The organism is Amycolatopsis sp. NPDC003865, assembly GCF_053605345.1.
Window position 1 is genome coordinate 70,996 of sequence record NZ_JBSGJA010000016.1, and the last position, 24,315, is coordinate 95,310.

Genomic DNA, 24,315 nt, shown 5'->3' on the forward strand with positions numbered 1-24,315 from the left:
ACGGGACCTAACTAGGCGACGGAGGTGTAGTGCGACGCGTCTCCTTCGAGCGACTCGCTCGGCCGCCCGTCGAGGCCCACCGGGATGTCGCCGGCGACCGTGACGCGGTTGAGGCGGCGGGGGAGGCCGTCGTAGTTGTCGATCGCGTAGTGCTGGGTGATCCGGTTGTCGAACAGCACCAGCTGGTTCGGCTCCCACGCCACGCGCACGACGTTCTCCGGCCGCGTGACGTAGGACTGCAGCAGGCGCAGCAGATCGCGGGACTCGTTCACCGACAGCCCTTCGATCCGCTGCGCGAACCCGCCGATGAACAGGCCGCGTTCGCCGGTCACCGGGTGCACCCGCACCACCGGGTGCACGGTCCGGTACTCGCGCGAGACGAACTGGGCCCGGCGGGCCTGTTCCCGCTCGTCCACGGTCTCGGGCGGCTGGACGTAGTCGTAGTCGTTGGTGTGCACCGCCCGCAGCGTGCCGGCGAACGCGCGCAGCGGCTCCGGCAGGTCCCGGTAGGCCGCGGCCGCGTTCGCGATCAGCGTCTCCCCGCCGTAGGGCGGCACCACGAGACTGCGCAGCGTGCTGGCCTTGGGCGGATTGAGCACGAACGTGACGTCGGTGTGCCAGTGGTTGGCCCGGCCCAGTTCGCTGTCCACCGGCAGGATCGTCGGCGCGCCGTCGGCCGCGGGCACCGTCGGGTGCGCCTTGGTCAGCTCGCCGAAGCGCGCGGCGAACCGTTGCTGGCCCTCGTCGTCGAGCTCGGTGTTCCGGAACACGAGCGCTTTGTGCTCGTGCAGGGCGTCGGTGAGGAACGCCACCTGGGTGGCGTCGAGGTCCCCGGCCGGGTCGAGGCCGATGATCTCGGCGCCGATGGTTCCGGTGAGCTTGCGGACGTCGGTGCTGATCGCGGTCATGCGGGTTCCTTCACTCGGTTGCGGTTGACGGGACGCGCGAGGCCGTAGTGCTCGCGCAAGGTGGCGCCGGAGTACTCGGTGCGGAAGAGCCCGCGCCGCTGCAGCTCCGGGACGACGAGGTCGACGAAGTCGTCGAGCCCGCCGGGCAGGGTGGGCGGCATGACGTTGAAGCCGTCGGCGGCGCCGCCGGTGAACCAGGCCTCCAGCTCGTCGGCCACCTGGACCGGGGTTCCGGCGAAGACGCGGTGCCCGCGCCCGCCGGCCAGCCGCTCCAGCAGCTGCCGGATGGTGAGATCTTCGCGCCGGGCCAGGCCGACGACCAGCTCGAACCGGCTCTGGCCGCCCTCGGTGAAGCTGCCGACGTCGGGCAGGGGGCCGTCGAGCGGGTAGCCGGTGACGTCGTGGTCGAGCATCTTCGACAGCTGCCGCAGCCCGTAGTCCGGGGTGATCAGGGCGTTCAGCTCGGCTTCGCGCTCGCGCGCCTCGGCTTCGGTGCGGCCGAGGATCGGCGAGATGCCCGGCAGGATCTTGATCTCCTCCGGCGTGCGGCCGTACTTCGCCAGCCGGCCCTTGACGTCGTCGTAGAAGGCCTTGCCCTCGGGGAAAGTCTGCTGCGCGGTGAACACGGCTTCGGCGTGCCGGGCCGCGTACTCCTTGCCGGTCTCCGACGAGCCGGCCTGCACCAGCAGCGGGTGGCCCTGGACCGGGCGTTCGATGTTGAGCGGTCCCCGCACCCGGAAGTGCGGCCCGTCGTGGGAGATCGCGCGGATCCGGTCGGTGTCGGCGTAGACGCCGCTCGGCCGGTCGACGACCGCGGCGTCGTCGTCCCAGCTGTCCCAGAGCTTCTTGACGACCTCGATGAACTCTTCGGCCCGGTCGTAGCGCGCCGCGTGGGCGGGCCGGGTGGCCAGGTTGAAGTTCCGCGCTTCGTCGACGCCGGCCGACGTGACGATGTTCCAGCCCGCCCGGCCGCCGGAGAGGTGGTCGAGCGAGGCGAACTTGCGCGCGAGGTGGTAGGGCTCGTTGTAGGTCGTGGACGCCGTCGCGATGAGCCCGATGTGGACCGTGCTCGCGGCGAGCGCGGACAGCAGCGTCAACGGTTCGAAGTGGCTGTGGGAGTTGTGCTTGACGTTGCCCCACAGCGCGACGCCGTCGGCGAGGAAGAGCGAGTCGAGCTTGCCGCGCTCGGCGGTCCGCGCGATGTCCACGTAGTGCTGGAGCGTCCGGGCCCGGTGCGGGTCGGTCGACGGGTGCCGCCAGGCGGCCTCGTGGTGGCCGTTCGGCATCACGAACGCGTTGAGGTGCATCATGCTTTCTCCTTGGGACGCCAGGTCGAGAACCGCCGTTCGAGGCCGACGAAGCCGGCGTTGACGAGCACGCCGAGCACCGAGACCGCGATGATCCCGGCGTACATCTGCTGGATCTGGAAGTTCACCTGGCTGGTGTTGATGAGGTAGCCGAGCCCGGCCTTCGCGCCGACCATTTCGGCCGCCACCAGCACCAGGATCGAGGAGGACGCCGCCATCCGGATGCCGGTGAAGACGGTCGGCACGGCCGAGGGCAGGATCACCTTCCGGAACAGCCGCGGGCTGGACAGCCCGAGCGACCGGGCGGCCTTCACGAGCAGCGGGTCGACGGTGTTGACGCCGGCGATCGTGTTGAGCAGCACCGGCCACACGCAGGCGTAGACGACCAAGGTCACTTTGGACAGTTCGCCGATGCCCAGCAGCAGCGTGAACACCGGCAGCAGCGCCAGCGCGGCGGTGTTGCGGGCCAGTTCGAGCAGCGGCTGCAGGAACCGCGCCACCGGCCGGTACCAGCCGATCAGCAGCCCCAGCGGCACCGCCACCGCGACGGCGATCGCGAACCCGGCGGCCGACCGGCCGATGCTGGCCAGCAGGTGGTCGGCGAGCTGTCCGTCCAGGGTGAGCTCCCAGAGCGCCTGCAGGTCCTCCGACAGCGGCGGGAGGAACGTGCGGGTGCCCTCGTCGAGGACGAACCGGGGGACCAGCTCCCACAGCAGGACGAACAGCACGACGGCGGCGGACGCGTGCACCGCGCGCGTGAGCTTCTTCCGGACCCGCCGCGGCTTCGGTGACCGAATATCCGGTCCGATGTGGACGGACGGCTTCTCGAGGGTGGTGGTCATCCGGCCGCGCTCCGTTCGTGTTCGGCCGCCTTGCGGACCTCGTCGTGCAGCAGTTCCCAGAGCCGGTGCCGCTGCCGCCCGAACGCCGGGTCGGAGCGGACGTCACCGGAGCGGTCGCCGAGCTCGACGTCGACGACGGCCTTGAGCCGCCCGGGCCGGGACGTCAGGACGGCCACCCGCTGGCCCAGGTAGACGGCTTCGTCGATGCCGTGGGTGATGAAGACGATCGTCTTGCCGGTGCGGCGCCAGATCCGCAGCAGCTCGTCCTGCAGCTGTTCGCGGGTCTGCGCGTCGAGCGCGGCGAACGGCTCGTCCATCAGCAGCACGGCGGGGTCGTAGGCGAGGCTGCGGGCGATCGCGACCCGCTGCTTCATCCCGCCGGACAGCTCGTGCGGGTAGCGGTCTTCGAAGCCGGAAAGCCCGACCAGGGAAAGGTATTCGCGCGCCCGCTCGGCCCGCTCCCGCTTGCCGAGCGGCCCGCCTTCGAGGCCGAACTCGACGTTGGCGCGGGCGGTGCGCCACGGGAACAGCGCGTACTGCTGGAAGACGACGCCGCGGTCGAGCCCGGGGCCGCGCACCGGTTCGCCGTCGATGCGGACTTCACCGGACGTCGGGGTGGTGAGCCCGCCGAGGAGGTCGAGCAGCGTCGACTTGCCCGAGCCGCTCGGCCCGACCAGGGAGAGGAAGGTGCCGTCGGCGACGTCGAGGGAGACCTCGTCGAGAGCGGTGAGCGCGCCGAAGGTCTTGGTGACCGCCCGGATGCTGATCACTGGGTCACCGCCGGGGCGCCGTCGCGGTAGGGGTTGAACTCGTTGGTGTAGAGCTTCGAGGTGTCGATCCGGTCGCCCTTGATGTAGCCCTGCTGCTTCAGCCACGGCTCCCAGAGCGTGTAGTCCTTGTCGGCGATGAGGCCGCCGCGGGTGATGCCGACGCTCTTCCAGTACTTGAGCGTGTCGGTGTTCTCGTTGCGCCCGCGGGCCTGGATGATCTTCGTGAAGCGCGCGATCACCTGCTCGCGGGGTGTGGTGCGCTCCCACTCGATCGCCTTCGCCACGGCGGAGACGAAGATCTTCGTGGTCTCCGGGTACTTCTTGATGAAGTCGGTGCGCAGCACGTACGGGCCGCCGTTGTACGGGCCGAACGCCTGGACGTCGCTGAAGAGCGCTCGGACCCCGCCGGCGGCGACGGCGTGGTCCTGCAGGATCCCTTGCAGTGCGACGACGTCGAGCTGGCCGTTGCGCAGGGCCTGCTCGGCGTTCACCGGCGGGATGACGACCAGCTGCACCTGCTTGATCTCGTCGTCGGAGAGGCCTTGGCCCTTCAGCCAGGTGTCGAGCGCGGCTTCGAGGTTCGCGCCCGCGGTGTTGACGCCGACCTTCTTGCCGATCAGGTCGCGGGCGGTCCGGATCGGACTGTCCTCTTCGGTGTAGTAGCCGATGAACGCCTTGTCGTCGGAGCCGTAGTAGTTGACGACCGCCTTCACCGGCGCGCCCGCTTCGACGAGCTTGACGACCGCGCCGGTGAAGGCACCGCCGAAGTCGGTCTGGTCGGTGGCCGCGGACTGGATGTCCTGCGGGCCGCTGATCGTGTTGCCGACCCACTTCAGTTTGACCGGGCCGAAGTAGCCGAGGTCTTCGGCGAGCTCGGGCAGGGTCACGGCGTTCGCGCTGCCCTGGTAGCGCAGTTCGAGGTTCTCCGGCTGCCCGGGCGTGCCGGTGGCCGTCGCCGAAGCGCAGCCGACCAGCAGCACCGCGGCGGCGGCGAACAGGGGCAGGATTTTCTTCACGGTGGTTTCGTCCGTTCCGGGAGTCGGCGGGGTTGCCACGATTGTTCGGGGCCGCCGGGCGGACGGTCAATTTTGCGAGTTCGTGAAAAAACTCCGGCGATTCACGAAGCGTGCGAGAACCGGGTGAGAAGCGGACCGAACGGGTCTTCGTAGAGTCCCTGGAGGAGCACCGCGCCGCCCGCCGTCGCCAGCTCGGTGCCCGGGAAGCTCGTCGGCACAACGGTTTCCGCCGGATCGGCGCAGGTCCGGGAGCGCTCGCGGACCTCGTCCCGGATGGCGGGAAGGCAGCCGGCAACCTGGGCTACACTCCGGTCGACCACGACGAGCACGGCCGGGTTCAGGACGTCCAGCAGCAATGCGGCGGCCTGCCCGATGAGCCGCGCGCGGTCGTGGAACATCCGCACCGCCGCGGAATCGCCGGCCGCGGCGAGCGCGAGCAATTCCGGGAAATCCGGGCGGGCGAGGAGCCCGTTTTCCGCGGCTTTGCGCGCGAGCGTCGCTTCCGAAACGGCCGCTTCGAGGCAGCCGGTGCGCCCGCAGCGGCACGGCTCGGCGCTGTCGTCGACCGGCAGGTGCGCGACGGCTCCGGCGGCGGAGCGCGGTCCGTGGTGGACGGTGTCGCCGGTGGCGAACGCGGCGTCGACGACGTTGCCGGCGAACAGCTGCACGACGCTCTCGCACGCCTTCGGGTGGCCGAAGAGGCGTTCGGCGTGCACGAGGGCGCGCGCGTGGCCGTCGACTTCGACGGCGAGGCCGGTGCTCCCGGCGAGCAGGTCGCGCACCGGCACGTTCCGCCAGCCCAGCAGCGGGTGTTCGACGACGGTCCCGGACTCGCGGTCGACCCAGCCGCCCGTGGCGACGCCGAGCCCGAGCGGCTCGCGGTCCGGGGCGTGCCCGAGCAGCAGGTCGTCGAGGATCTCCGCGGCGCGGGCGAGCAGGTCTTCGGCGGCGAGCCCGTCGTGCGGTTCTTCGTGCTGCACCAGGACGTTCCCGCGCAGGTCGAGCAGCGCGACGGTGGCGTGGTGCACGGCGAGGTGCAGCGCGCCGGCGACGTGCCGCCCGGTGTCGAGGTCGACGGGCACGTGTGGCCGCCCGACGCGTTTTTCGGTCTCCGGGAGCTCGCGCAGCAGCCCGCGCCGGAGCAGCTCGGCCGCGTGCCCGGTGACGGCCGCGGCGGACAGGCCGGTCCGCCGCGCGATGGTGCTGCGCGCGATCGGCCCGTGGTCGAGGACGGCACGCAGGACCGCGCTCGCGCCGGCGCTGCGCCGGGCGCCGCGCGCATCCGTCCTCTGTGGACCGTCGGCCGCCGCCGTCATGGCCCGATCGTGGCAGACGCGGCGGCGGGTGCCCAGCGTGCCCAGGATGCGGGCTCTTGACGCATACTCATATCGGCATATGATGACTCCCGTGGCCCGAGCAGCGACAACCGCCGACACCTTCAACGCCGTCGCCGAACCCCGGCGGCGGCAGATCCTCGACGTCCTGATGGGCGGCGAACGGTCCGTCGGCGACCTCGTCGACGTGCTCGGCCTCGCCCAGCCGCAGGTGTCCAAGCACCTGCGCGTCCTGCGGGAGGTGGGCGCCGTGGACGTGCGCGGCGACGGCAGGCAGCGGCTCTACCGGCTCAACGGCCCGGCGCTCAAGCCGATCCACGACTGGGTCAAGCGCTACGAGCGGACGTGGGTCGAGCGGTTCGAGCTGATGGACGAAGTCCTCGAAGAACTCAAGGAACAGGAGCAGTGACGTGGAGATCACCACTCCCGCCGACGACCGGATTCTCATCACGCGAGAGTTCGACGCGCCCCGGCACCTCGTCTACCGCGTGTGGACGACGCCGGAGCTGGTGCGGCGCTGGTGGAGCGGGCACCGCGGCACCACCACCGAAGTCGAGCTCGACCTGCGGCCCGGCGGTCGCTGGCGATACGTGATCAAGACGAACGACGGCGCCGAGGTCGGCTTCCACGGCGAGTACCGCGAAGTCGTGCCGGACGAGCGGATCGTCTACACCGAGGTGTTCGAAATGCCCGGTGTGGACCTCGACTCCGTGGACGGGCCGCTCAACACCGTCACCTTCACCGCTCTGGACGGCGACCGCACGCGGCTCGAGCTGCTGACCGTGACCGGCAGCAAGGAGCTGCGCGACACCATCCTCCAGTCCGGCATGGAGGTCGGCGTCCGGGAGCAGATGGTGCTCATCCAGGAGCTGGCGGACTCCCTGCGCTAGCGGCGCGCAGGAACCGTTCGCCCGTCTTCGCCAGCTCGGCGGCGAGTGCCGGCGCGTCGAGGACCTCGAAGTCGACCTCGAGCAGCCCGAGGTACAGGCCGAGCATCTGCGCGTGGTCGGAGCCCACTTCCGCGACGCAGCGGTCCGGTCCTTCGGGCGTCACCTCGACCGCGAGCGGCAGCCGGGCCCGGACGTACGCCTCGGAAGCGTGCAGGCGCACCTTCGCGTGGAACCGCCAGGTCGCCGCCCCGACGCTGCGCTGGACGAACTGCGCGACGTCGCCCTCGGGCGGCTCGCGCGGGGTGAAGCGCGGCCCGTTCGGGACCTTCGGCGTCATCCGGTCGACGCGGAACGTGCGCCAGTCGTCCCGCGCGGTGTCCCACGCGACGAGGTACCAGCGGCGGCCCCAGCTGACCAGCCGGTGCGGCTCGACGTCGCGGCGGCTCGCCGCGCGCGTGTGGCTGGTGTAGTCGAACCGCAGCCGCTCGCCGGCCCGGATCGCCGCCGCGATCGCCGTGAGCACGTCCGCGTTGACGGCCGGGCCGCCGCCCGGCACCGCGACCGTCGCGGCCTGCAGCGCGTGGACCCGGTGCCGCAGCCGCGACGGCAGCACCTGCTCCAGCTTCGCGAGCGCACGCACCGACGTCTCGGCGATCCCGGCGACGCCGGTGGCCGTCCGCAGCCCGACCGCGACGGCCACCGCTTCGTCGTCGTCCAGCAGCAGCGGCGGCAGCTGCGCGCCCGCGCCGAGCCGGTAGCCGCCCTGGACGCCGGGGGAGGCCTCGACCGGGTAGCCGAGGTCGCGCAGCTTCCCGACGTCGCTGCGGACGGTGCGCGCGGTGACGCCCAGCCGCTCGGCGAGGTCGGCGCCGGTCCAGTCGCGCCGCGTCTCGAGCAGCGAGAGCAGCCGCAGCAGGCGGGCGGAGGTTCGCAGCATGCTCCGAGGATCGCACGAATCGCGGAAGAAAGTCTTCCGCAATGGTTCGTAACGTCCTTCCCATGACGAACCCCTTCCGCATCGACATCCCGCAGACCGAGCTGGACGACCTGCACCGCCGCCTCGCCGGGGCCCGGTTCGCCGACCCCGTGCCCGGCGACGAGCCGGACTGGTCCCGCGGCATCCCCACCGCCGCCGTCCGCGAGCTGGCCGAGTACTGGCGCGACGGCTACGACTGGCGCGCACAGGAGGCGGCGCTCAACGCGTTCCCGCAGTTCACGACCGTGATCGACGGCCAGCTTATCCACTACCTGCACGTCCGGTCGCCGCGTGCCGACGCGCTGCCGCTGCTGCTCACCCACGGCTACCCCAGCTCCTTCGCCGAGTTCCTCGACGTCATCGGGCCGCTGACCGAACCCGGCGCGGACGCGTTCCACGTCGTCGTCCCGTCGGTGCCCGGGTTCGGGTTCTCGACCCCGTTGAGCGGCCCGGGCTGGGAGCTCGCCCGGACGACCGACGCGTTCGCCGAGCTGATGGCGCGGCTCGGCTACGACCGCTTCGCCGCGCACGGGGGCGACATCGGCGCCGGCGTCACGGGCCGGCTCGCCGCCCTTTACCCGGATCGCGTGCTCGGCACCCACGTGAACAGCGACCGCGGCACGATCGCGCTCGCCGGTGAGCAGCTTCCTCTGCCGGAGAACCTGTCCGACGCCGAACAGTCCGAATTGGACGCCGCGCGCACGGCGTGGCGGGCGGGCCGCGGCTACCTCGACCTCCAGTCGCACAAGCCCGAGACGATCGCGGCCGCGCTCACCGACTCCCCGGTCGGGCAGCTGGCCTGGATCGCGGAGAAGTTCGAGGCGTGGACGGGTGCGGACGGCGTCGACCGCGACCGGCTGCTCACGAACGTCAGCCTCTACTGGTTCACCCGCAGCGGCGCGAGCGCGGCCCGGTTCCTCTACGAGGCCGCGCACTCCGGTCACGGCTGGCTGGCGCCGTCGGACGTCCCGGCCGGCTGGGCGGTGTTCGACAGCTCGCCGGTCGTCCGGCGGATCATGGACCCCGACGAGAAGATCGAGCACTGGTCCGACTTCGCCGAGGGCGGCCACTTCGCGGCGATGGAAGTGCCGGAGCTGCTCGTCGCCGACATCCGCGCGTTCTTCCGGACGCTGCGGCCGTGAACGTCCGCGCGCTCGCCGTCGGCCTGGTGCCGACCGCGTAGGGGACGCCCCGCGGCGTCCGGGGCGAGACAGTCCCGGCAACGCTGGCGCGGGGAGCGGGCGGAGAACGCGGCGGCCGAGCGCCTGCTGGGGTTCCTCGGCACCGGCCCCGCGGACATCCGGGTCCTGGGCCAGAATCGGCGGCGTGCAGTTCGCGATCCTCGGGCCGGTCGAAGCCCGCCGCCCCGACGGGACCGCCGTCGCCCTCGGCGGTCCCCAGCTGCGCGGGTTGCTCGCGCTGCTCGCCCTCGACGCCGGGCGCGTGGTCAGCGCCGAGCGGCTCATCGACGGCCTGCACGGCGACCACCCGCCCGAGGGTGCCGCCGAAGCGCTCCAGTCCCAGGTCTCCCGGCTGCGGCGGCGGCTCCGGGACGGCGGTGCGCCCGACGGGCTCGTCGAGTTCACGCCCGCCGGGTACCGGCTGGCCGTCGACCCGCAAGCCGTCGACGTCCACCGCTTCGAACGCCTCACCGCCGACGCGCGGGAAACACCCGATCCGGCCCGGAAACGCGCGTTGTTCGCCGAAGCGCTCGCCCTGTGGCGAGGGCCGGCGCTCGACGGTCTCGCCGACGCGCCCCGCGCGGCCCGGCTGGCCGAACTGCGGCTGGCCGCGACCGAGGACCGCGTCGAGGCCGACCTGGTGCTCGGCCGCCACGACCACGTCGTCGCCGAACTGCGCGAGCTGATCCGGGAGCACCCGCTGCGCGAACGGCTCGCCGCCCAGCTCGTGCGCGCGCTGCACGGCGGTGGCCGCTCGGCCGAGGCGCTGACCGTCTTCGCGGAAACGCGGGAGCGGCTCGCCGACGAGCTGGGCGCCGACCCGTCGCCGGAGCTGGCGGACGCGCACACCGCCGTCCTGCGCGCCGCCGCCCCGGCCCCGCCCCGGCGGGTGCCGGTGCCGCTCACCGGGTTCGTCGGCCGGACCGAACTCGACCGGCTGAAGACCGCGCTCGAGACGGCCCGGCTCGTGACGCTCACCGGACCCGGCGGCGCGGGCAAGACCCGCCTCGCCGTCGAAGCGGCGACCGGCGACGCCTGCTTCGTCGAACTGGCGACGACGACCGACGTGCCCCGCGCCGTGCTCGCCGCGCTGGGCCTGCGCGAACAGGGCGTCCTGACGCCGGGCGCGCCCGAAGACCCGGCCGATCGCCTGGCCACCGCCCTCGCCGACCGGCCGCCGCTGCTCGTGCTCGACAACTGCGAACACGTCGTCGGCGCGGCCGCGCGGCTCGTCCGGCGGCTGCTCGCCGCGTGTCCCGGCCTGCGCGTGCTCGCCACGAGCCGCGAACCCCTCGGCCTGACCGGCGAGACGCTCGTGCCGGTCGGCGCCCTGCCCGCCGGCGCCGCGGCGGAGCTGTTCACCGACCGGGCCGCGGCCGTCGCGCCCGGCGCGGAGCTCGACCCGGGTGCGGTGACGCGGATCTGCGCCGCCCTCGACGGCCTCCCGCTGGCGATCGAGCTCGCCGCGGCGCGCCTGCGGACGTTGCCGGCCGCCGACGTCGCCGCCCGGCTCGGCGACCGCTTCCGGCTGCTCTCGCGCGGCGACCGGACCGCCGAGCCGCGGCACCGGACCCTGCGCGGCGTCGTCGAGTGGAGCTGGGACCTGCTCGAACCGGACGAACGGCGGCTGGCGGGCCGGTTCGCGGTGTTCGCCGGCGGCGCGCGGCTCGGCGCCGCCGAGCGCGTGTGCGCCGAACCCGACACCGACGTCCTGCTCGCCGGTCTGGTCGAGAAGTCCTTCGTCGAGTTCGACGGCGGCCGCTACCGGATGCTGGAGACGATCCGGGCGTTCTGCGCCGAGCACGGGGAAGACCGGCGTGCGGAGCACGCGAAGTACTTCCTCGAGCTGGCCCGCGCGGCCGAGCCGAAGCTGCGTTCCGCCGAGCAGCTGAACGCCCTGGACACGCTGACCGCCGAGCACGCCGACCTCACCGCGGCGCTGCGCTGGAGCACCGCCGAAGACCCCGAAACCGCGGTCCGGCTCGTCGCCGCGCTGACCTGGTACTGGTGGCTGCGCGGGCGCCGCGGCGAGGCGACGCCGTTCGCGGACGCCGTCGTCGCCGCCTTCGGTTCCGAGCCACCGCCGGGGCTGGCCGAGGAGTACGTCGTCTGCCTGATCCACGCGTCGCGCACCGACGTCGAGCCGGAGCCGATCCTGCGGGAGCTCGCCGGGCCGCTGCGCCACCCGTACCTGTTCCTGCTGTGGGCGTTTTCGCCGCGCACCAAGGTGAAGGACGGCGAACGGCTGGCCGCGCTGGTCGGTGACGACCCGTGGTCGCGGGCGTTCACGAGCATCGGCGACGGCCTCGGCGCCCAGTACCGCGGCCGGATCGAGGAAGCCGAGACGCACTTTTCCACGGCGCTGCACGGGTTCCGCGCCCTCGGCGACCGCTGGGGCGAAGCGAGCGCGCTGGAGAAGCTCGCCGAGTTCGCGGACTGGCGCGGCGACCACGGGCGGTTCCGCGAGCTGATGGACGAATCCGTCCGGCTGGCCGGCGAACTGGGCTCCTTCGAAGACGCGGCCGACCTGCTCTGCCGCCGCGCCGACGGCGTTCTCCGCGCCGGCGACGCCGAAACCGCCCGCGCCGACTACGAAACCGCCGCCGAGCGAGCCCGCGCGGCCGGCACGCCGGTCACCCTGGCGCGGGCGCACGGCGGCCTCGGCGAAATCGCGCGGCGCGAGGGTGACCTGGCCACGGCCCGGCGCTGGTACACCGCGGCCGTCGGGCTCACCGGCGGCCCGGTCACCGGCGGCGAGACGCGCATCCGGCTCCACACCGGCTTCGGCTGGACCGCCGCCGCCGAGGGCAACCTCGACGAGGCGACCGAACTGCACCAGGAGGCGCTGGCCACCGCGCTCGAACACGCGAACCTGCCGGGCGCGGCCCAGGCGATCGAAGGCCTGGCCGGCGTCCTCGCCGCGCGAGAGGAGGACGAGCGGGCCGCGTTCCTGCTCGGCGTCGCGGTCGGGCTGCGCGGCGCGCCCGTCACCGGCGATCCGGATGTCGCGGGCGTGACCGAGCGGGTGCGCTCGCGCATCGGTGCCCCGGCTTACGAGGAGGCGTTCGGCCGCGGCCGGGAAATGCCCCCTGAGCAGGCCCTGAGCGAGTTCGGTCAGCGGCGGTTCGCGCTCGGTTCGTGAGCGGTCGGCGGGCGCGCCCACAGTCCGGGGCATGACGAAGACGATCCTGATCTCCGGCGCGAGCGTCGCCGGCCCCGCCCTCGCCTGGTGGCTGCACCACCACGGCTTCCGCGCCACCGTCGTCGAACGCGCCCCGAGCCTGCGCGAAGGCGGCTACAAGGTCGATATCCGCGGGGTCGCGGTCGACGTCGTCCGCCGGATGGGCCTCCTGGACGAGGTGCACGCGGCGAGCACCGACATGCGCGGCGCGGCGTTCGTGGACAAGCGCGGCAAGGAGATCGCGACGCTGGACGCCGACACGTTCGGCTTCCGCGACGGTGACGACACCGAGATCCTGCGCGGCGACCTCGCGAAGATCCTCTACGACGCGACCCGCGAGACCACCGAGTACGTCTTCGGCGACCGGATCACCGGCCTGGACGAGCGCGCGGACGGCGTCGACGTGACGTTCGCCCACGCGGCACCGCGCCGGTTTGACCTGGTCGTCGGCGCCGACGGCCTGCACTCCGGCGTCCGGGCGCTCGCGTTCGGCCCGGAGGAGGACTTCCTGCGCCGGTTCGACGCCTACCTCTCGATCTCGACCGTCCCCAACACGTTCGGGCTGGACCGCTGGGAGCTCCTGCACTCGGCGGCCGCGGGGAAGATGGTGAACGTCTACAGCACCGCCCGCGCCGACGACGCGAAGGCCGCGTTCTGGTTCAGCGCCCCGCCGCTGAGCTACGACCGCCGGGACGTCGAGAGCCAGAAGGCCCTGGTCGCGGACCAGTTCGCCGGTCTCGGCTGGGAGACCGCCGCGCTGCTCGACGCGATGCGCGAAGCCGGCGACTTCTACTTCGACCCCGTCTGCCAGATCGTCATGGACCGGCTTGCGGCCGGCCGCGTGACCCTGCTCGGCGACGCGGGGTACTGCCCGTCACCGGCGTCGGGGCAGGGCACCAGCCTGGCCCTGGCCGGCGCGTACGTCCTGGCGGGAGAACTGGCCACCGCGCCCGATTTCGAGGTGGCGCTGGCCCGGTACGAAAGCAGGATGCGGCCCTACATCGAGAAGAACCAGGCTCTGGCGAAGACGGCGTTGCGCGGGATCATCCCGCAGTCGCGCGCGTTCGCGTGGATCAACACCCGGATGATCAAGCTGATGCCCTACCTCCCGGGCCGCAACCGCGTCCTGGAGCAGATGGCCCGCCCGGTCCGGGAAGCGGCGAACGCCCTGACGCTCGACGACGTCACTTCTTCAGCGGATCGTGCCCCCAGTTCATGAGCGAGTACCGCCAGGTCGTCTCCTTGACGTCGCCGGACGGGCGCTGCGCGAGGTGGCGGTGGACGTAGCCGACGACCTTGCGCATGTGGGCGAGGTCGTCGGCGGAGACGTCGTCCTTCTTCTTGGTCAGGATGCCGATGATCCGCCGGCCGGACTCGTGCCCGACGGACTCGCCGCCACCTCGGTGCTGCCCGGCGTCCTTGGACTCGTCGGTCTTCAGCCAGTCTTCGAGCTGCTTGGCGGTCATGTTGACGCTCTCGCCGAACTCGCGGCGGGTTTCTTCGTCGTCCATTCGGGACGCATACCCGCTCGGCTGCGGGGGTATGCCCACCCGAGGAGGTGGTTCTCGTGAGCAAGGACTTCGAAAAGGGCGACCGCGTCCGCTGGGACGCGGGCAACCAGAGCTCGGTCGGGACGGTCGAGGAGAAGATCACCCAGGACACCCACGCGGGCAAGCGGGACGTCAAGGCGTCGCCGGAGGAACCGCAGTACCTGGTGAAGAGCGAGAAGTCCGGGAAGACCGCGGTGCACCACCCGGACAAGCTGCACAAGGCCTAGCGCGGCGCGGACCGGAACCGGCGGTGCGGGTGACCGGCCCGCCGGCGGCGTGCCGGTGGTCGGAGCCGCCCCCTCGCGAGTCAGCCCGCGGCCGTGAGCCAGTGGTGCAGCGCCCACCACGAACGCACCGCGTCGAGCACCCGGCCGCCGGTGTTCTCCGCCAACGGCAACGGCGTCAGCTCCGCCAGCCGGTCCAGCCGGTACCGGACGGTGTTCGGGTGCAGGTGCAGCGCCTCCGCCGTGGGGCGCAGGCGCTGGCCGTGGTCCAGGTACGCCAGCGCCGTCGCCGCCAGCTCGCGGTGGAACGGGTTCACCGGATCCAGCGCACCCAGCAGGGCCGTCGTCAGCAGGCCCGCCAGCAGGGGCTGGGCGGTCAGCGCGATCTCGCCCGCCAGCGCCGTCAAGTCGTGGTAGCCGCGGCCGGCGACGCGCGCCGCCGCCGTGCACAGCCGGTGCACCTCCCGCAGGGCGGGCAACGCCGCCGGGGGCGCCACCACCAGCAGGACGTCCTCGGCGAGCGCGACCCCGGCCGGTGACCGCACCGCCAAGCCGGTCAGCCTGCCTTCGACCAGGCCGTACACCCCGCCGAACTCGAGCAGCGCCTGCTCCAGGGTGCGGGCCTGGGCCGGGTCACTGACGTCCGACACCACGCAGGAGTACCGGACGTCCGCGTGCAGCCCGGCCCGCCGGAGCTCGTCGGGTGCCGGCGGGTGCCCCGAGAGCAGCAGCGTCCGCAGCAGCTGCGTGCGCGCGTCGCGCACCGTGCGGGACAGCTGGAGCTCGGCCGCGTGGTAACCCTTGACGATGTGGTGCTCCAGCGCCCCGGTGTAGCGCTCGGCGTCGAGGACGGTTTCCAGGATGATCTCGTCGGGCACGCCCGCCGCGCGGGCGCGTTCGACCGCGACGCGGGCCGCGTGCGTGCGGCCGGCCTGCACCCCGCGCAGCAGCTCGGTGAGCGGGACACCCTGCGCCGCGCGGTCGGCTCCGAGCGCTTCGGCAGTGGTGTAGTCCTCCCGGGCCGGGCCGTCGGGACTCGCCGTCGCCCGCAGCGCGGCCGACAGCAGCACCTGGACGTGCCGCCGGTTCTCGGCTTCGGGCAGCCGGGCGACCTCGGGCGACTCGCTGCGCGCCACCTTGACCAGCTCGTCCAGCAGGGCCTCGTCCGCGGCCAGCTCGTCGAGGATGCGGTGGAGCAGCGGCGTCACCGGGTACCTCCCGAAACCGTTGTGGCACCGCCACAACCGGCACCGGCGACGTTGGGCGGCCGACCCTACCGGCCGGGCTCCGGTGCCCGGTTATCGTGGCAATACCGGACAGTAACCCCTGCCCGGGGCAAAAACCACCGCCGCACCTCTTCATCGTCGAAAGGTGTCCTGTCGTGCGCACTTCCCCGAGAACCCGCCGACGGCGGTCCTACCTCTCGCGCCTGGCGTACCTGACCTCCGCCGTCGCCCTTCTGGCGACCGGCGCGGCGGTGCCCGCGACCGGCGCGCCCGCGGCCCTGCGGGAGGTGATGTTCGTCGGCAACAACTGGGAGGGGACGGCCGACGTCATCCAATCCCGCGGCTCGTTCGCGAAGGTCGGGCGCGTCAACATCATCCCCGACAAGGACGACCGGCTCCGCGAGATCTACCTCAACCCGATCAAGCTGGCGTTCTTCCTCGGCATCCGCAACGGGCCGGGGGAGGGGCACGACCAGTTCGTCGACGACATGTACACGACCCCGGACGGGGCATCGGTGGTGGCGTCGCGGCCGAGTTTCGCCGACGTCGTCTCGATCAGCCTGAGCACCGGCCGGATCAACTGGCGCTTCCCGGTTTCGGGGTTCCGCGCCGACCACATGGCGGTTTCGCCGGACGGCCGCCGCGTCGCCGTCTCGGCCTCGACGTCGAACACCGTGCACGTGCTGGACATCGTGACCGGGCAGCAGGTCGGCTCGTTCGCCACCGGCGACAAGCCGCACGAGAACGTCTTCACCGCCGGCGGCCGGTACCTGTGGAACATGTCGATCGGCAACGTCGACACGAACCTCGACGACCCCGGCTGGGACTTCACCAAGGGGGACCGGCGCATCACGGTCGTCGACGCCACGACCTTCCAGCAGGTCAGGGTGATCGACATGCGCGACCGGCTCGACGCCTTCGGGCGCCGGGACCTCTCGGACGCCGTCCGGCCGGTCGCGTTCACCCCCGACGAGTCCAAGCTGTACTTCCAGGTGTCGTTCTTCAACGGCTTCCTGGAGTACGACGTCGCGACCGACAAGATCACCCGGGTGAAGGAGCTGCCGAAGAACCCGGCCACCAGCGACGACCGCACGACGTTCGTCAACGACTCCCGCCACCACGGCATGTCGATGAACCCGGCGGGCACCAAGCTCTGCATCGCCGGGACGATGGACGACTACGCCACGGTCGTCGACCGTGCGACGTTGCAGCAGGGCACGCTGGTGCCGGCGGTGAAGCCGTACTGGGCCACGGTGAGCGGCGACGGCAGCGCGTGCGTCATCTCCGAAGCCGGCGCGGACCGTGTCACGGCGATCGACTTCGCGACGGGGCAGAAGCTGGTCTCGGTGCCGGTGGGCGACCACCCGCAGCGGGTCCGCATCGGCCACGTCCCCGACGGCTGGACGGGCCCGGCCGGGTCATGAGAAGTCGTAGGCGAGCGTGAACCAGCCGCGGACTTCGTCGTCCACATCGGACACTTCGCGCAGCTTGAGCCGGTGGCCGACCCGGGGCCCCGACGCCCACCGCGCCGGGGCGATCCGGTTCGTCTCGACCGGCCGCGGCAGGAACAGGTACACCAGGATGTCCCGGGAGCGGGGCCGGAGCTCGGCGAGCTTCCGGCCCCGCTTGAGGAACACGCCGACCTCGACGGCGTCCTCGTGCACGTCGCCGAGCGTCCGAAGGTGGTCGAGGACGGCGTCGTAGATCGCGCGGAACTTCGGGTCGCGCCCGGTGAAGGTCTCCTCGACCGTGCAGCCCGGCACGCACGTGTGGCCCTGGCCGGCCCGCGCGAACTCACGGTCGCAGCGCGGGCACGTCCAGCGGGTGGCCATGCCGTCCAGGATGGCACGGCCGCCGGAGCCGGCTTACCGGCCGGCCGGCGACCGGACGCCGAGCCACTGCTCGGCGCCGTACTCCTCGTACCGCTTCACCTCGGTGAAGCCCAGCTTCGCCGCGAGCCGCAGCGAGGCGGCGTTGGCGGTCTGGGTGCGCAGCGCCACCGGCTCGCCGGGCCGCGCGCCGGCGAACCACTCGAGGGCCGCCGCGCACGCCTCGGCCGCGTATCCGCGCCCCCACGCCGAGGGCAGGAACAGGTAGCCGATCTCGGTCTGCCCGTCACGGGAGTCGAGGGTGACCATGCCGATCATCGCGCCGTCGAGGTCCACCGCGAACGACCCGAACCGCCGCCCCGGCAGCTCCGGCACCGCGGCCTCGACCTCGGCGCGCGGCCGGGACCCGCCGATGTACGTGCCCACCTCCGGTGAGGCGAACAATTCGACGTACGCCGGCCGGTCACGGGCTTCGGATTCGCGCAGCACGAGCCGCTCGGTGCGGAGCGGGGCGGGTGGCCAAGTCACCCCGCCAACCTAGCGGGCCGGCGGCACGATCCCGTACTCGTGGATCTTGCGGTAGATCGTCGCCCGGGAGATGCCCAGCAGCTTCGCCGCCCGGACCTTGTTGCCGTCCGCGTCCTCCAGGCACTTCACGATCGCGTCGCGCTCGATCGACTCGAAGCGGTTCAGCGGCCGGCGCGCGACCGCGTGGAACTCCGCCGGCAGGTCGCCCGGGCGGATCGTGCCCGCCCGGCGGCGCTGGGCCACCGCCCGCAGCACCTGGTAGAGCTGCCCGGTGTTGCCCGGCCACTCCGCCCGCATCAGCAGGTGCAGCGCCGCCGCCGAACACGTCAGCCGCCCGCCGTAGCCGAGCTTGCTCAGCACCAGCGGGACCAGCTCCGCCAGGTCCTCGACGTGGTGGCGCAGCGGCGGCACCCGCACCGTCCGCGGGAACGACTTCAGCAGCTCGGCCAGCGCCGGTTTCGTCTCGGCCTCCGGGACGAGCGTGAGCACCACCCACGGCGCGCCGGCCCGCTCGCGCAGCTCCCGCAACGTCGTGGCCAGCGCGTTCGCCGCCGGGGCCGACAGCCGGTCGGCGTGGCGGACGACCAGCGTGCGGATCGGGGCCTCGGCGTGTTCGCGCAGCAGCGCGGCCCCGTCCACGCCCGCCGCCGCGTCCACGGTCAGCAGCCGTGCCGCCGGGTGGTGGCGCTGGTGCAGGCCCTTGGCCAGGGTCAGCTTGCCGGTCCCGGCCTCGCCTTCCAGCGCGACCCACTCGTCGCGCTGGTAGCCCGTGTCGAGCTCGTGCCCGCAGCGCAGCCACAGCGGCGCCGACCCGACCACGCCCGGCAGGTACATCGGCAGCATCGGCGTCGACGGCACCGCCAGGGCTTCTTCGGCCTCGATCAGCTTCACCGACAGCACGCCGCCCGCGGTGTCGGTCTCCCGCTGGCCCGGGACACGGCGGCAGAAGACGCGTACGCGCAGGCCGCTCGACAGCGCGAGCGTCGCCGACGTCCGGCGCCCGTCGGTGAGCGCCGCGGTGCCGTGGCTCAGCAGCACCGACTGGTCGGCCGGGTCGAGCAGCTGCCGCGCCCGGTCGTTCATCATGACGATGTCCTCGTTGAACGCCAGCACGATGCCCGTCCACCGGCGGCAGGTCTGCAGGTAGGCCTGGAAGAGGATCATCTCCCGCAGGTCGCTGTGGCGCAGCAGCGCCTGCCGGATCTGCTCGGCCGTCGACCGCGCCAGCGCGATCAGCAGCCCGCCGGCGTCCTTGTACCAGCAGGTGAGGTCGACCGCGCCGATCTTCTTGCCGGAGATCGGGTGGTGGATCGGCACGCCCGCGCAGGCCAGGTTCTCCAGGTGCTCGGCGTAGTGCTCGTGCCCGAACACCGTGGTCGCGCGGCCGTCCTCGAGCGCGGTGCCGATGCCGTTGGTCCCGACCGACTGCTCGCCGTAGCTGAACCCGGGCACCAGCTCGACGCGTTCGAGGTGCCGCTTCAGGTCGGCGTCGCCGGTCCGCTGGGTCAGTACGACGCCGCTGGCGTCGGTGAGGATCAGGCTGATGGGCTGCCCGTCGAACTGCTCGCCCAGCTTGTGCAGCACCGGCTCGGCGCCGCGCATGAGCGGGATGTCGAGGTTCTGGTCGCCGAAGTAGCGGGGGTCGATCCGGTCGGCCTCCACCCGGAACTCCCGCGAGCGCCGCCAGGAGGCCAGGATCGTCTGCCGGACCGTGCCGGGCGGCACCGGTTCGGCCGTCAGGAAACGCACCCGGGTGCGGGCGAGCTCGTCGTCGGCGAGCAGGGTTCCGGGCGCCATCTCGTCCACGTGACCTCCAGCTTCCCGCGGCCCACGTGGGTGCGGGCACACCCGTTGTGCCGCCCGTTCAGCGTAGGCGGGACGCGCGCACGGCGGTGTCTCAAATTGAGACGGTCTCCGCGGCGCGGTGGCAGTGCGATGGAGACATGACCGCCGAAACGTACAACCCGTGGACGATCGTCAACCTGGTCTTCACCCACCTGGCCGAACAGGGGCTGCACCCCACGTTCGGCGGGGAGGGCCACCCCGGTGAACCGGCCGCGGCGCTCCTGCGCGCGCTCGGGATCACCCCGACCGTCGAGGGGGACGCGCGCGTGCGCACGGGCGTCCACAGCGAGCTGGCCGAGCTGCGCGCCCGGATGCTCGGCCCCGGCGAAACGCCCTGAGCAGCGGTTCTGTCTCAGATTGAGACCCGCGTCACGCGAGCGCGCCCCTTCAATGGTCAACGCAGGACGTCCGCCCGACGGCGAGCGACCGACAAGGAGTTGATCCATGAGTCGCCAGAGTGTGGCGAAAGCCCACCAGAAGATCCAGGAACTGTCGTGGGAGCCGGCGTACCACACCCCGGTTTCGCACTACGGGACCGACTACACGTTCCAGAAGGCCAAGAAGAAGGACCCGTTGAAGCAGGTCCTCCGCTCGTACTTCCCGATGCAGGAGGAGAAGGACCACCGGGTCTACGGCGCCGAGGACGGCGCGATCCGCGGCAACATGTTCCGCCAGGTGCAGGAGCGCTGGCTGGAGTGGCAGAAGCTGTTCCTGTCGATCATCCCGCTGCCCGAGATCTCCGCGGCGCGGGCGATGCCGCTGCTGTTCCGCACGGTCCCGAACCCGGAACTGCACAACGGCCAGGCGATCCAGATGATCGACGAGGTCCGGCACTCGACGATCCAGCAGAACCTCAAGCGCCTGTACATGCAGAACTACATCGACCCGGCGGGCTTCAACTCGAGCCTGCGCAACTTCCAGAACGACTACTGCGGCACCATCGGCCGCCAGTTCGCCGAAGGCTTCATCACCGGTGACGCCATCACCGCGGCGAGCATCTACCTCACGATCGTCGCCGAAACGGCGTTCACGAACACGCTGTTCGTCGCCATGCCGGCCGAGGCCGCCGCGAACGGCGACTACCTGCTGCCCACGGTGTTCCACTCGGTGCAGTCCGACGAGTCCCGCCACATCAGCAACGGCTACGCGACGCTGCTGATGGCGCTGTCGGACGAGAGCAACCACCAGCTGCTCGAACGCGACCTGCGCTACGCGTGGTGGAACAACCACGCCGTCGTCGACGCCGCGATCGGCACGTTCATCGAGTACGGCACCAAGGACCGCCGCAAGGACCGCGAGAGCTACGCGGAGATGTGGCGCCGCTGGATCTACGACGACTACTACCGCTCCTACCTCGTCCCGCTGGAGAAGTACGGGCTCGTCATCCCGCACGACCTCATCGAGGAAGCCTGGAACCGGATCTGGAACAAGGGCTACGTCCACGAGGTCGCGCAGTTCTTCGCCACCGGGTGGCTCGCCAACTACTGGCGGATCGACCCGATGACCGACGAGGACTTCGAGTGGTTCGAGTACAAGTACCCGGGCTGGTACGACAAGTACGGCAAGTGGTGGGAGAACTACGCTCGCCTCGCGACGCCGAACGGGCACCACCCGATCGTCGCCGAAGACGTCGACTACGTGTACCCGCACCGCTGCTGGACCTGCATGGTGCCGTGCCTCATCCGCGAGGACATGGTGGTCGACCAGGTCGACGGCCAGCACCGCACGTACTGCTCGGAGACGTGCCGCTGGACCGACGCCGAGGCGTTCCGGCCCACCTACCAGGGCCGCAACACCCCGAACATGGGCCAGCTGGTCGGCGCCCGCGAGTGGGAGACGCTCTACCACGGCTGGAACTGGGCCGACGTCGTCTCCGACATGGGCTTCGTGCGCGACGACGGCAAGACCATGGTCGCCCAGCCGCACCTGGACCTCGACCCGAAGAAGATGTGGACGCTCGACCACCTGCGCCGGATGCCCGAGGTGCAGTCGCCGAACGTGCTGCTGAACCAGATGACCGACGAGCAGCGCGCCGCCTTCGTGGCCGACTACAACCGCCAGGGCCCGGCCGGGCGCCCGGCGCCGCAGACGGCCTGACCGCGTAGGAAGGGCCTGGCATGGCGGAAAAGCACCGCGTCCGGTTCGAGCCGGTCGGGATCGAAATCGACGTCGACGAGGACACCACGATCCTGCGCGCCGCCGCCGAGCAGGGCGTCATGCTCATGCACGGCTGCAAGGAAGGGCAGTGCGCGGCGTGCAAGTCGTTCATCCTCGACGGCGACGACGTCGAACACGACCGGTACTCGACCTTCGCGCTCCCCGACTACGAAAAGGAGGAAGGCTTCACGCTGCTGTGCCGGGCCCACGCCTACGAGGACCTGACGATCGAGCTGCTCAACTACGACGAGGAGATGATCCAGTCCGGGCTGCCGATCCAGGAGGCGACCGTCGAGGTCGTCTCGAACGAGAACGTCACCCACGACCTCCGGCACCTGGTGGTGCGCCTGGACGAGGAACTGAAGTTCTTCCCCGGGCAGTACCTGGACTTCGCGATCCCGGGCACCGAGGAGACGCGGTCGTTCTCGATGGCCAACACCTCCGCGCGCGACGGGCTGCTGGAGTTCGTCATCAAGGTCTACCCCGACGGGTTGTTCTCCCGGTTCCTGGACGCACGAGTCGCGGTCGGCGACCGGCTCCGGGTGACCGGCCCGTTCGGGGTGTTCACCCTGCGGGACAACCCGGGCGCGGACCTGATCTTCGTCGGCGGCGGTGCCGGGATGGCGCCGATCCTGTCGCTGCTGCGGTCGATGGCCGAGCGCGGCATCGACCGGAAGGCGACCTACTACTACGGCGCCCGTCGCGAGGCCGACCTCTGCTTCCACGCCGAACTGCGGGAGCTCGAGGAGAAACTGCCGAACTTCCGGTACGTCCCAGCGCTGTCCGAGCCGGGTGACGACGGCTGGGACGGCGAGACCGGCCTGATCACCGACGTCCTGCGCCGGGCCGGCCTCGATCTCAAGGGCGCCGATGCCTACGTCTGCGGGCCGCCGCCGATGGTGGAAGCCGCGCTGGAACTGCTGCCCGCGCTCGGCGTCGCCGACAAGCGCGTCTTCTACGACAAGTTCACCACCACGGGCGAAGGGTAAGGAAACCCATGACAGCCACCCAAGAACGCAGCGTACCCAAGCCGACGTTCACCGACGCCGAGGCGGGCGCCAAGGTCTTCCCCGACTCCACTGCCCGCCAGTACAACTACTTCACCCCGGCCAAGCGCAAGCAGAGCCACTACGAGGACGTCACCGTCGAGGTCCAGCCCGACCCGCGCCACTACCTGTCCCAGGGCTGGCTCTACGCCTTCGCCGACGGCAAGGCCGGGTACCCCCTGGAGTGGACCGCGCTCAAGGCGTGGGGCTCGGACCGCCCGGTGCCCGAACGCGGCCCCGGGTCCGGCGGCAAGGGCTACGACTGGCCGGCCCACGGCTGGCACGAGTTCCGCGACCCCAACGAGGAGTGGGAGCTCACCCTCTACCGGTACAACGCGAACGTCGTGCGCCAGCTCAACCAGAACATCGACGCCGCGCGCCAGGCCAAGGCGTTCGAGCAGTGGAACCGGAACTGGGTGGAGTTCGTCGCCAAGCACGTCGGCGCGTGGATGCACGTCGACCACGGCCTCGGCTTGTACCTGTTCGCCAACGCCAACCGCCGGGCGCCGACGAACATGCACAACAACGCGATCTCGGTGAACAGCATGCACCGGATCCGCGCGGCGCAGGACCTGGCGCTGTACAACCTGACGCTGACCGAGGAGATCGAGGGCTTCGACGGCACCGCCCACCTCTCGACCTGGAACGAGGACCCGGCCTGGCAGGGCGTGCGCGAGACCGCCGAACAGCTGACCGGGATCTGGGACTGGGGCGAGGCGATCTTCGCCGCCAACATCGTCTTCGAGCCCCTCGTCGGCGAGCTGTTCCGCAGCAACCTCGTGCAGCAGGCCGCGCCGGCCAACGGCGACTTCGTCACCCCGACGCTGATCGGCGCCGAGGAGTTCGACTTCTCCGAACGCGACCTCCGCTACACCAAGCCGCTGTTCGACCTGCTGATCAACGACAAGGAGTTCGCCGACCACAACCGCGCGCTGCTGCAGAAGTGGCTCGAGGACTGGGTGCCGAGGAGCATCGCGGCCGCCCGGGCGCTGCAGCCGCTGTGGTCGCAGCCCGACGCCAAGCCGATCCGGTTCGAGGACGGTCTCGACCGCGTGAAGAGCCGGTTCGCCGGAATCCTGTCCGAATTGGGCCTCAAGGCACCCGAGGAGCTGGGCCAGTGACTGTCTTCAAAACCGCGGAAAGCCCGTTCAAGGTCAACAACACCGCGTCCAACATGTGCGGTTTCACCCTGATGAACAACCAGGTCGGCGCGATCGTCGCGGAGGTGATGGGAACGAAGGACAACGTCACCATCACGCCGCTGCCGTCGATGATCCGGGTCGACGCGGTCGGCCGCATGGACGTCGTCTACGCCGAGGTCGACGAGGCCGCCGGCGAGGAAGAAGGCTGGTTCAACGCGGCCGAGTTCGAGGAGAGCATGTCCACCCACTACGGGCGGATGATCCACGAAGACGACCGCACGATCATGTTCGCCAACCCGGAGGACGCGGCCGAGTACCTCGATTTCGACCTCAAGCCCCTCAAGTAATCCAGCCAGGAAGCAC

Annotated in this window: 24 protein-coding genes; 12 read left to right on the forward strand and 12 right to left on the reverse strand. The window is 71.6% G+C overall.

The window, feature by feature from the left end:
• Window positions 1-11: 11 nt before the first annotated feature.
• The 6 genes from ACWEVP_RS32730 to ACWEVP_RS32755 all read right to left on the reverse strand — a co-directional run bounded on the left by ACWEVP_RS32730 (window position 12) and on the right by ACWEVP_RS32755 (window position 6,159).
• Complete coding sequence (locus tag ACWEVP_RS32730; protein WP_452066418.1) at window positions 12-908, reverse strand: TauD/TfdA dioxygenase family protein; 897 nt, start codon at window positions 906-908, stop codon at window positions 12-14.
• Window positions 905-2,218, reverse strand: coding sequence for an LLM class flavin-dependent oxidoreductase (locus ACWEVP_RS32735; protein ID WP_452066419.1), 1,314 nt, complete (start codon window positions 2,216-2,218; stop codon window positions 905-907). The genes ACWEVP_RS32730 and ACWEVP_RS32735 overlap by 4 nt, the downstream gene beginning before the upstream one ends.
• Window positions 2,215-3,057 (reverse strand): ABC transporter permease, encoded by an 843-nt coding sequence (locus tag ACWEVP_RS32740; protein ID WP_452066420.1) that lies wholly within the window; start codon window positions 3,055-3,057, stop codon window positions 2,215-2,217. Before ACWEVP_RS32740 ends, ACWEVP_RS32735 begins: the two co-directional genes overlap by 4 nt.
• Entirely contained in the window at window positions 3,054-3,827 is a 774-nt protein-coding gene (locus ACWEVP_RS32745) for an ABC transporter ATP-binding protein (RefSeq protein ID WP_452066421.1), read from the reverse strand. The genes ACWEVP_RS32740 and ACWEVP_RS32745 overlap by 4 nt, the downstream gene beginning before the upstream one ends.
• A complete protein-coding gene (locus ACWEVP_RS32750) occupies window positions 3,824-4,843 on the reverse strand; it encodes an ABC transporter substrate-binding protein (RefSeq protein ID WP_452066422.1) in 1,020 nt (339 codons plus the stop codon). Before ACWEVP_RS32750 ends, ACWEVP_RS32745 begins: the two co-directional genes overlap by 4 nt.
• 101 nt (window positions 4,844-4,944) lie before the next feature.
• Window positions 4,945-6,159, reverse strand: coding sequence for an ROK family protein (locus ACWEVP_RS32755; RefSeq protein ID WP_452066423.1), 1,215 nt, complete (start codon window positions 6,157-6,159; stop codon window positions 4,945-4,947).
• A gap of 91 nt (window positions 6,160-6,250) precedes the next feature.
• Here ACWEVP_RS32755 and ACWEVP_RS32760 point away from each other — a divergent pair, with 91 nt between their 5' ends.
• On the forward strand, window positions 6,251-6,586 hold the full coding sequence (locus ACWEVP_RS32760) for an ArsR/SmtB family transcription factor (protein WP_452066424.1): 336 nt from the start codon (window positions 6,251-6,253) through the stop codon (window positions 6,584-6,586).
• 1 nt (window position 6,587) lies between these two features.
• A complete protein-coding gene (locus tag ACWEVP_RS32765; RefSeq protein WP_452066425.1) occupies window positions 6,588-7,067 on the forward strand; it encodes an SRPBCC family protein in 480 nt (159 codons plus the stop codon).
• Here the strand turns inward: ACWEVP_RS32765 and ACWEVP_RS32770 are convergent.
• Window positions 7,036-8,004 (reverse strand): helix-turn-helix transcriptional regulator, encoded by a 969-nt coding sequence (locus tag ACWEVP_RS32770; RefSeq protein WP_452066426.1) that lies wholly within the window; start codon window positions 8,002-8,004, stop codon window positions 7,036-7,038. The genes ACWEVP_RS32765 and ACWEVP_RS32770 overlap by 32 nt on opposite strands.
• A 62-nt stretch (window positions 8,005-8,066) precedes the next feature.
• On the opposite strand from ACWEVP_RS32770, the gene ACWEVP_RS32775 reads away from it, so the two are divergent.
• From ACWEVP_RS32775 to ACWEVP_RS32785, 3 genes are all read left to right on the forward strand, one after another.
• On the forward strand, window positions 8,067-9,185 hold the full coding sequence (locus ACWEVP_RS32775; protein WP_452066427.1) for an epoxide hydrolase family protein: 1,119 nt from the start codon (window positions 8,067-8,069) through the stop codon (window positions 9,183-9,185).
• Window positions 9,186-9,369: 184 nt separating this feature from the next.
• Entirely contained in the window at window positions 9,370-12,366 is a 2,997-nt protein-coding gene (locus ACWEVP_RS32780; protein ID WP_452066428.1) for an ATP-binding protein, read from the forward strand.
• A gap of 31 nt (window positions 12,367-12,397) precedes the next feature.
• A complete protein-coding gene (locus ACWEVP_RS32785; RefSeq protein WP_452066429.1) occupies window positions 12,398-13,624 on the forward strand; it encodes an FAD-dependent monooxygenase in 1,227 nt (408 codons plus the stop codon).
• On the opposite strand, the gene ACWEVP_RS32790 is transcribed toward ACWEVP_RS32785, so the two are convergent.
• Complete coding sequence (locus tag ACWEVP_RS32790; RefSeq protein ID WP_452066430.1) at window positions 13,590-13,916, reverse strand: DUF3140 domain-containing protein; 327 nt, start codon at window positions 13,914-13,916, stop codon at window positions 13,590-13,592. The two genes, ACWEVP_RS32785 and ACWEVP_RS32790, sit on opposite strands and share 35 nt — an antisense overlap.
• A gap of 56 nt (window positions 13,917-13,972) precedes the next feature.
• Between ACWEVP_RS32790 and ACWEVP_RS32795 the strand changes: the two genes are divergently transcribed.
• Entirely contained in the window at window positions 13,973-14,182 is a 210-nt protein-coding gene (locus ACWEVP_RS32795; protein WP_452066431.1) for a DUF2945 domain-containing protein, read from the forward strand.
• Between the two features lie 80 nt (window positions 14,183-14,262).
• Here the strand turns inward: ACWEVP_RS32795 and ACWEVP_RS32800 are convergent, their stop codons facing one another.
• A complete protein-coding gene (locus ACWEVP_RS32800) occupies window positions 14,263-15,387 on the reverse strand; it encodes a helix-turn-helix domain-containing protein (protein WP_452066432.1) in 1,125 nt (374 codons plus the stop codon).
• Between the two features lie 173 nt (window positions 15,388-15,560).
• Between ACWEVP_RS32800 and ACWEVP_RS32805 the strand changes: the two genes are divergently transcribed.
• Window positions 15,561-16,829: a YncE family protein gene (locus tag ACWEVP_RS32805; protein WP_452066433.1), complete on the forward strand. Its 1,269-nt coding sequence runs from the start codon at window positions 15,561-15,563 to the stop codon at window positions 16,827-16,829.
• Here the strand turns inward: ACWEVP_RS32805 and ACWEVP_RS32810 are convergent.
• The 3 genes from ACWEVP_RS32810 to ACWEVP_RS32820 are packed head-to-tail and all read right to left on the reverse strand — an operon-like array spanning window position 16,824 to window position 19,568.
• Entirely contained in the window at window positions 16,824-17,237 is a 414-nt protein-coding gene (locus ACWEVP_RS32810; RefSeq protein WP_452066434.1) for a DUF5655 domain-containing protein, read from the reverse strand. The two genes, ACWEVP_RS32805 and ACWEVP_RS32810, sit on opposite strands and share 6 nt — an antisense overlap.
• A 33-nt stretch (window positions 17,238-17,270) precedes the next feature.
• Window positions 17,271-17,762 carry a GNAT family N-acetyltransferase gene (locus ACWEVP_RS32815; protein ID WP_452066435.1) on the reverse strand — a complete coding sequence of 164 codons (492 nt, stop codon included), beginning with the start codon at window positions 17,760-17,762 and terminating at the stop codon, window positions 17,271-17,273.
• A 9-nt stretch (window positions 17,763-17,771) separates the two neighbouring features.
• Window positions 17,772-19,568: a sigma-54-dependent Fis family transcriptional regulator gene (locus ACWEVP_RS32820; protein WP_452066436.1), complete on the reverse strand. Its 1,797-nt coding sequence runs from the start codon at window positions 19,566-19,568 to the stop codon at window positions 17,772-17,774.
• Between the two features lie 137 nt (window positions 19,569-19,705).
• Here ACWEVP_RS32820 and ACWEVP_RS32825 point away from each other — a divergent pair, with 137 nt between their 5' ends.
• The 5 genes from ACWEVP_RS32825 to mimD all read left to right on the forward strand — a co-directional run bounded on the left by ACWEVP_RS32825 (window position 19,706) and on the right by mimD (window position 24,299).
• Window positions 19,706-19,945 (forward strand): hypothetical protein, encoded by a 240-nt coding sequence (locus ACWEVP_RS32825; protein ID WP_452066437.1) that lies wholly within the window; start codon window positions 19,706-19,708, stop codon window positions 19,943-19,945.
• Window positions 19,946-20,051: 106 nt separating this feature from the next.
• Window positions 20,052-21,704 (forward strand): ferritin family protein, encoded by a 1,653-nt coding sequence (locus ACWEVP_RS32830; RefSeq protein WP_372664668.1) that lies wholly within the window; start codon window positions 20,052-20,054, stop codon window positions 21,702-21,704.
• Between the two features lie 20 nt (window positions 21,705-21,724).
• Entirely contained in the window at window positions 21,725-22,753 is a 1,029-nt protein-coding gene (locus tag ACWEVP_RS32835; RefSeq protein ID WP_452066438.1) for an FAD-binding oxidoreductase, read from the forward strand.
• Window positions 22,754-22,761: 8 nt separating this feature from the next.
• On the forward strand, window positions 22,762-23,931 hold the full coding sequence (locus tag ACWEVP_RS32840) for a toluene hydroxylase (protein WP_452066439.1): 1,170 nt from the start codon (window positions 22,762-22,764) through the stop codon (window positions 23,929-23,931).
• A complete protein-coding gene (gene mimD / locus ACWEVP_RS32845) occupies window positions 23,928-24,299 on the forward strand; it encodes a propane 2-monooxygenase effector subunit MimD (protein WP_452066440.1) in 372 nt (123 codons plus the stop codon). Before ACWEVP_RS32840 ends, mimD begins: the two co-directional genes overlap by 4 nt.
• Window positions 24,300-24,315: the final 16 nt, after the last annotated feature.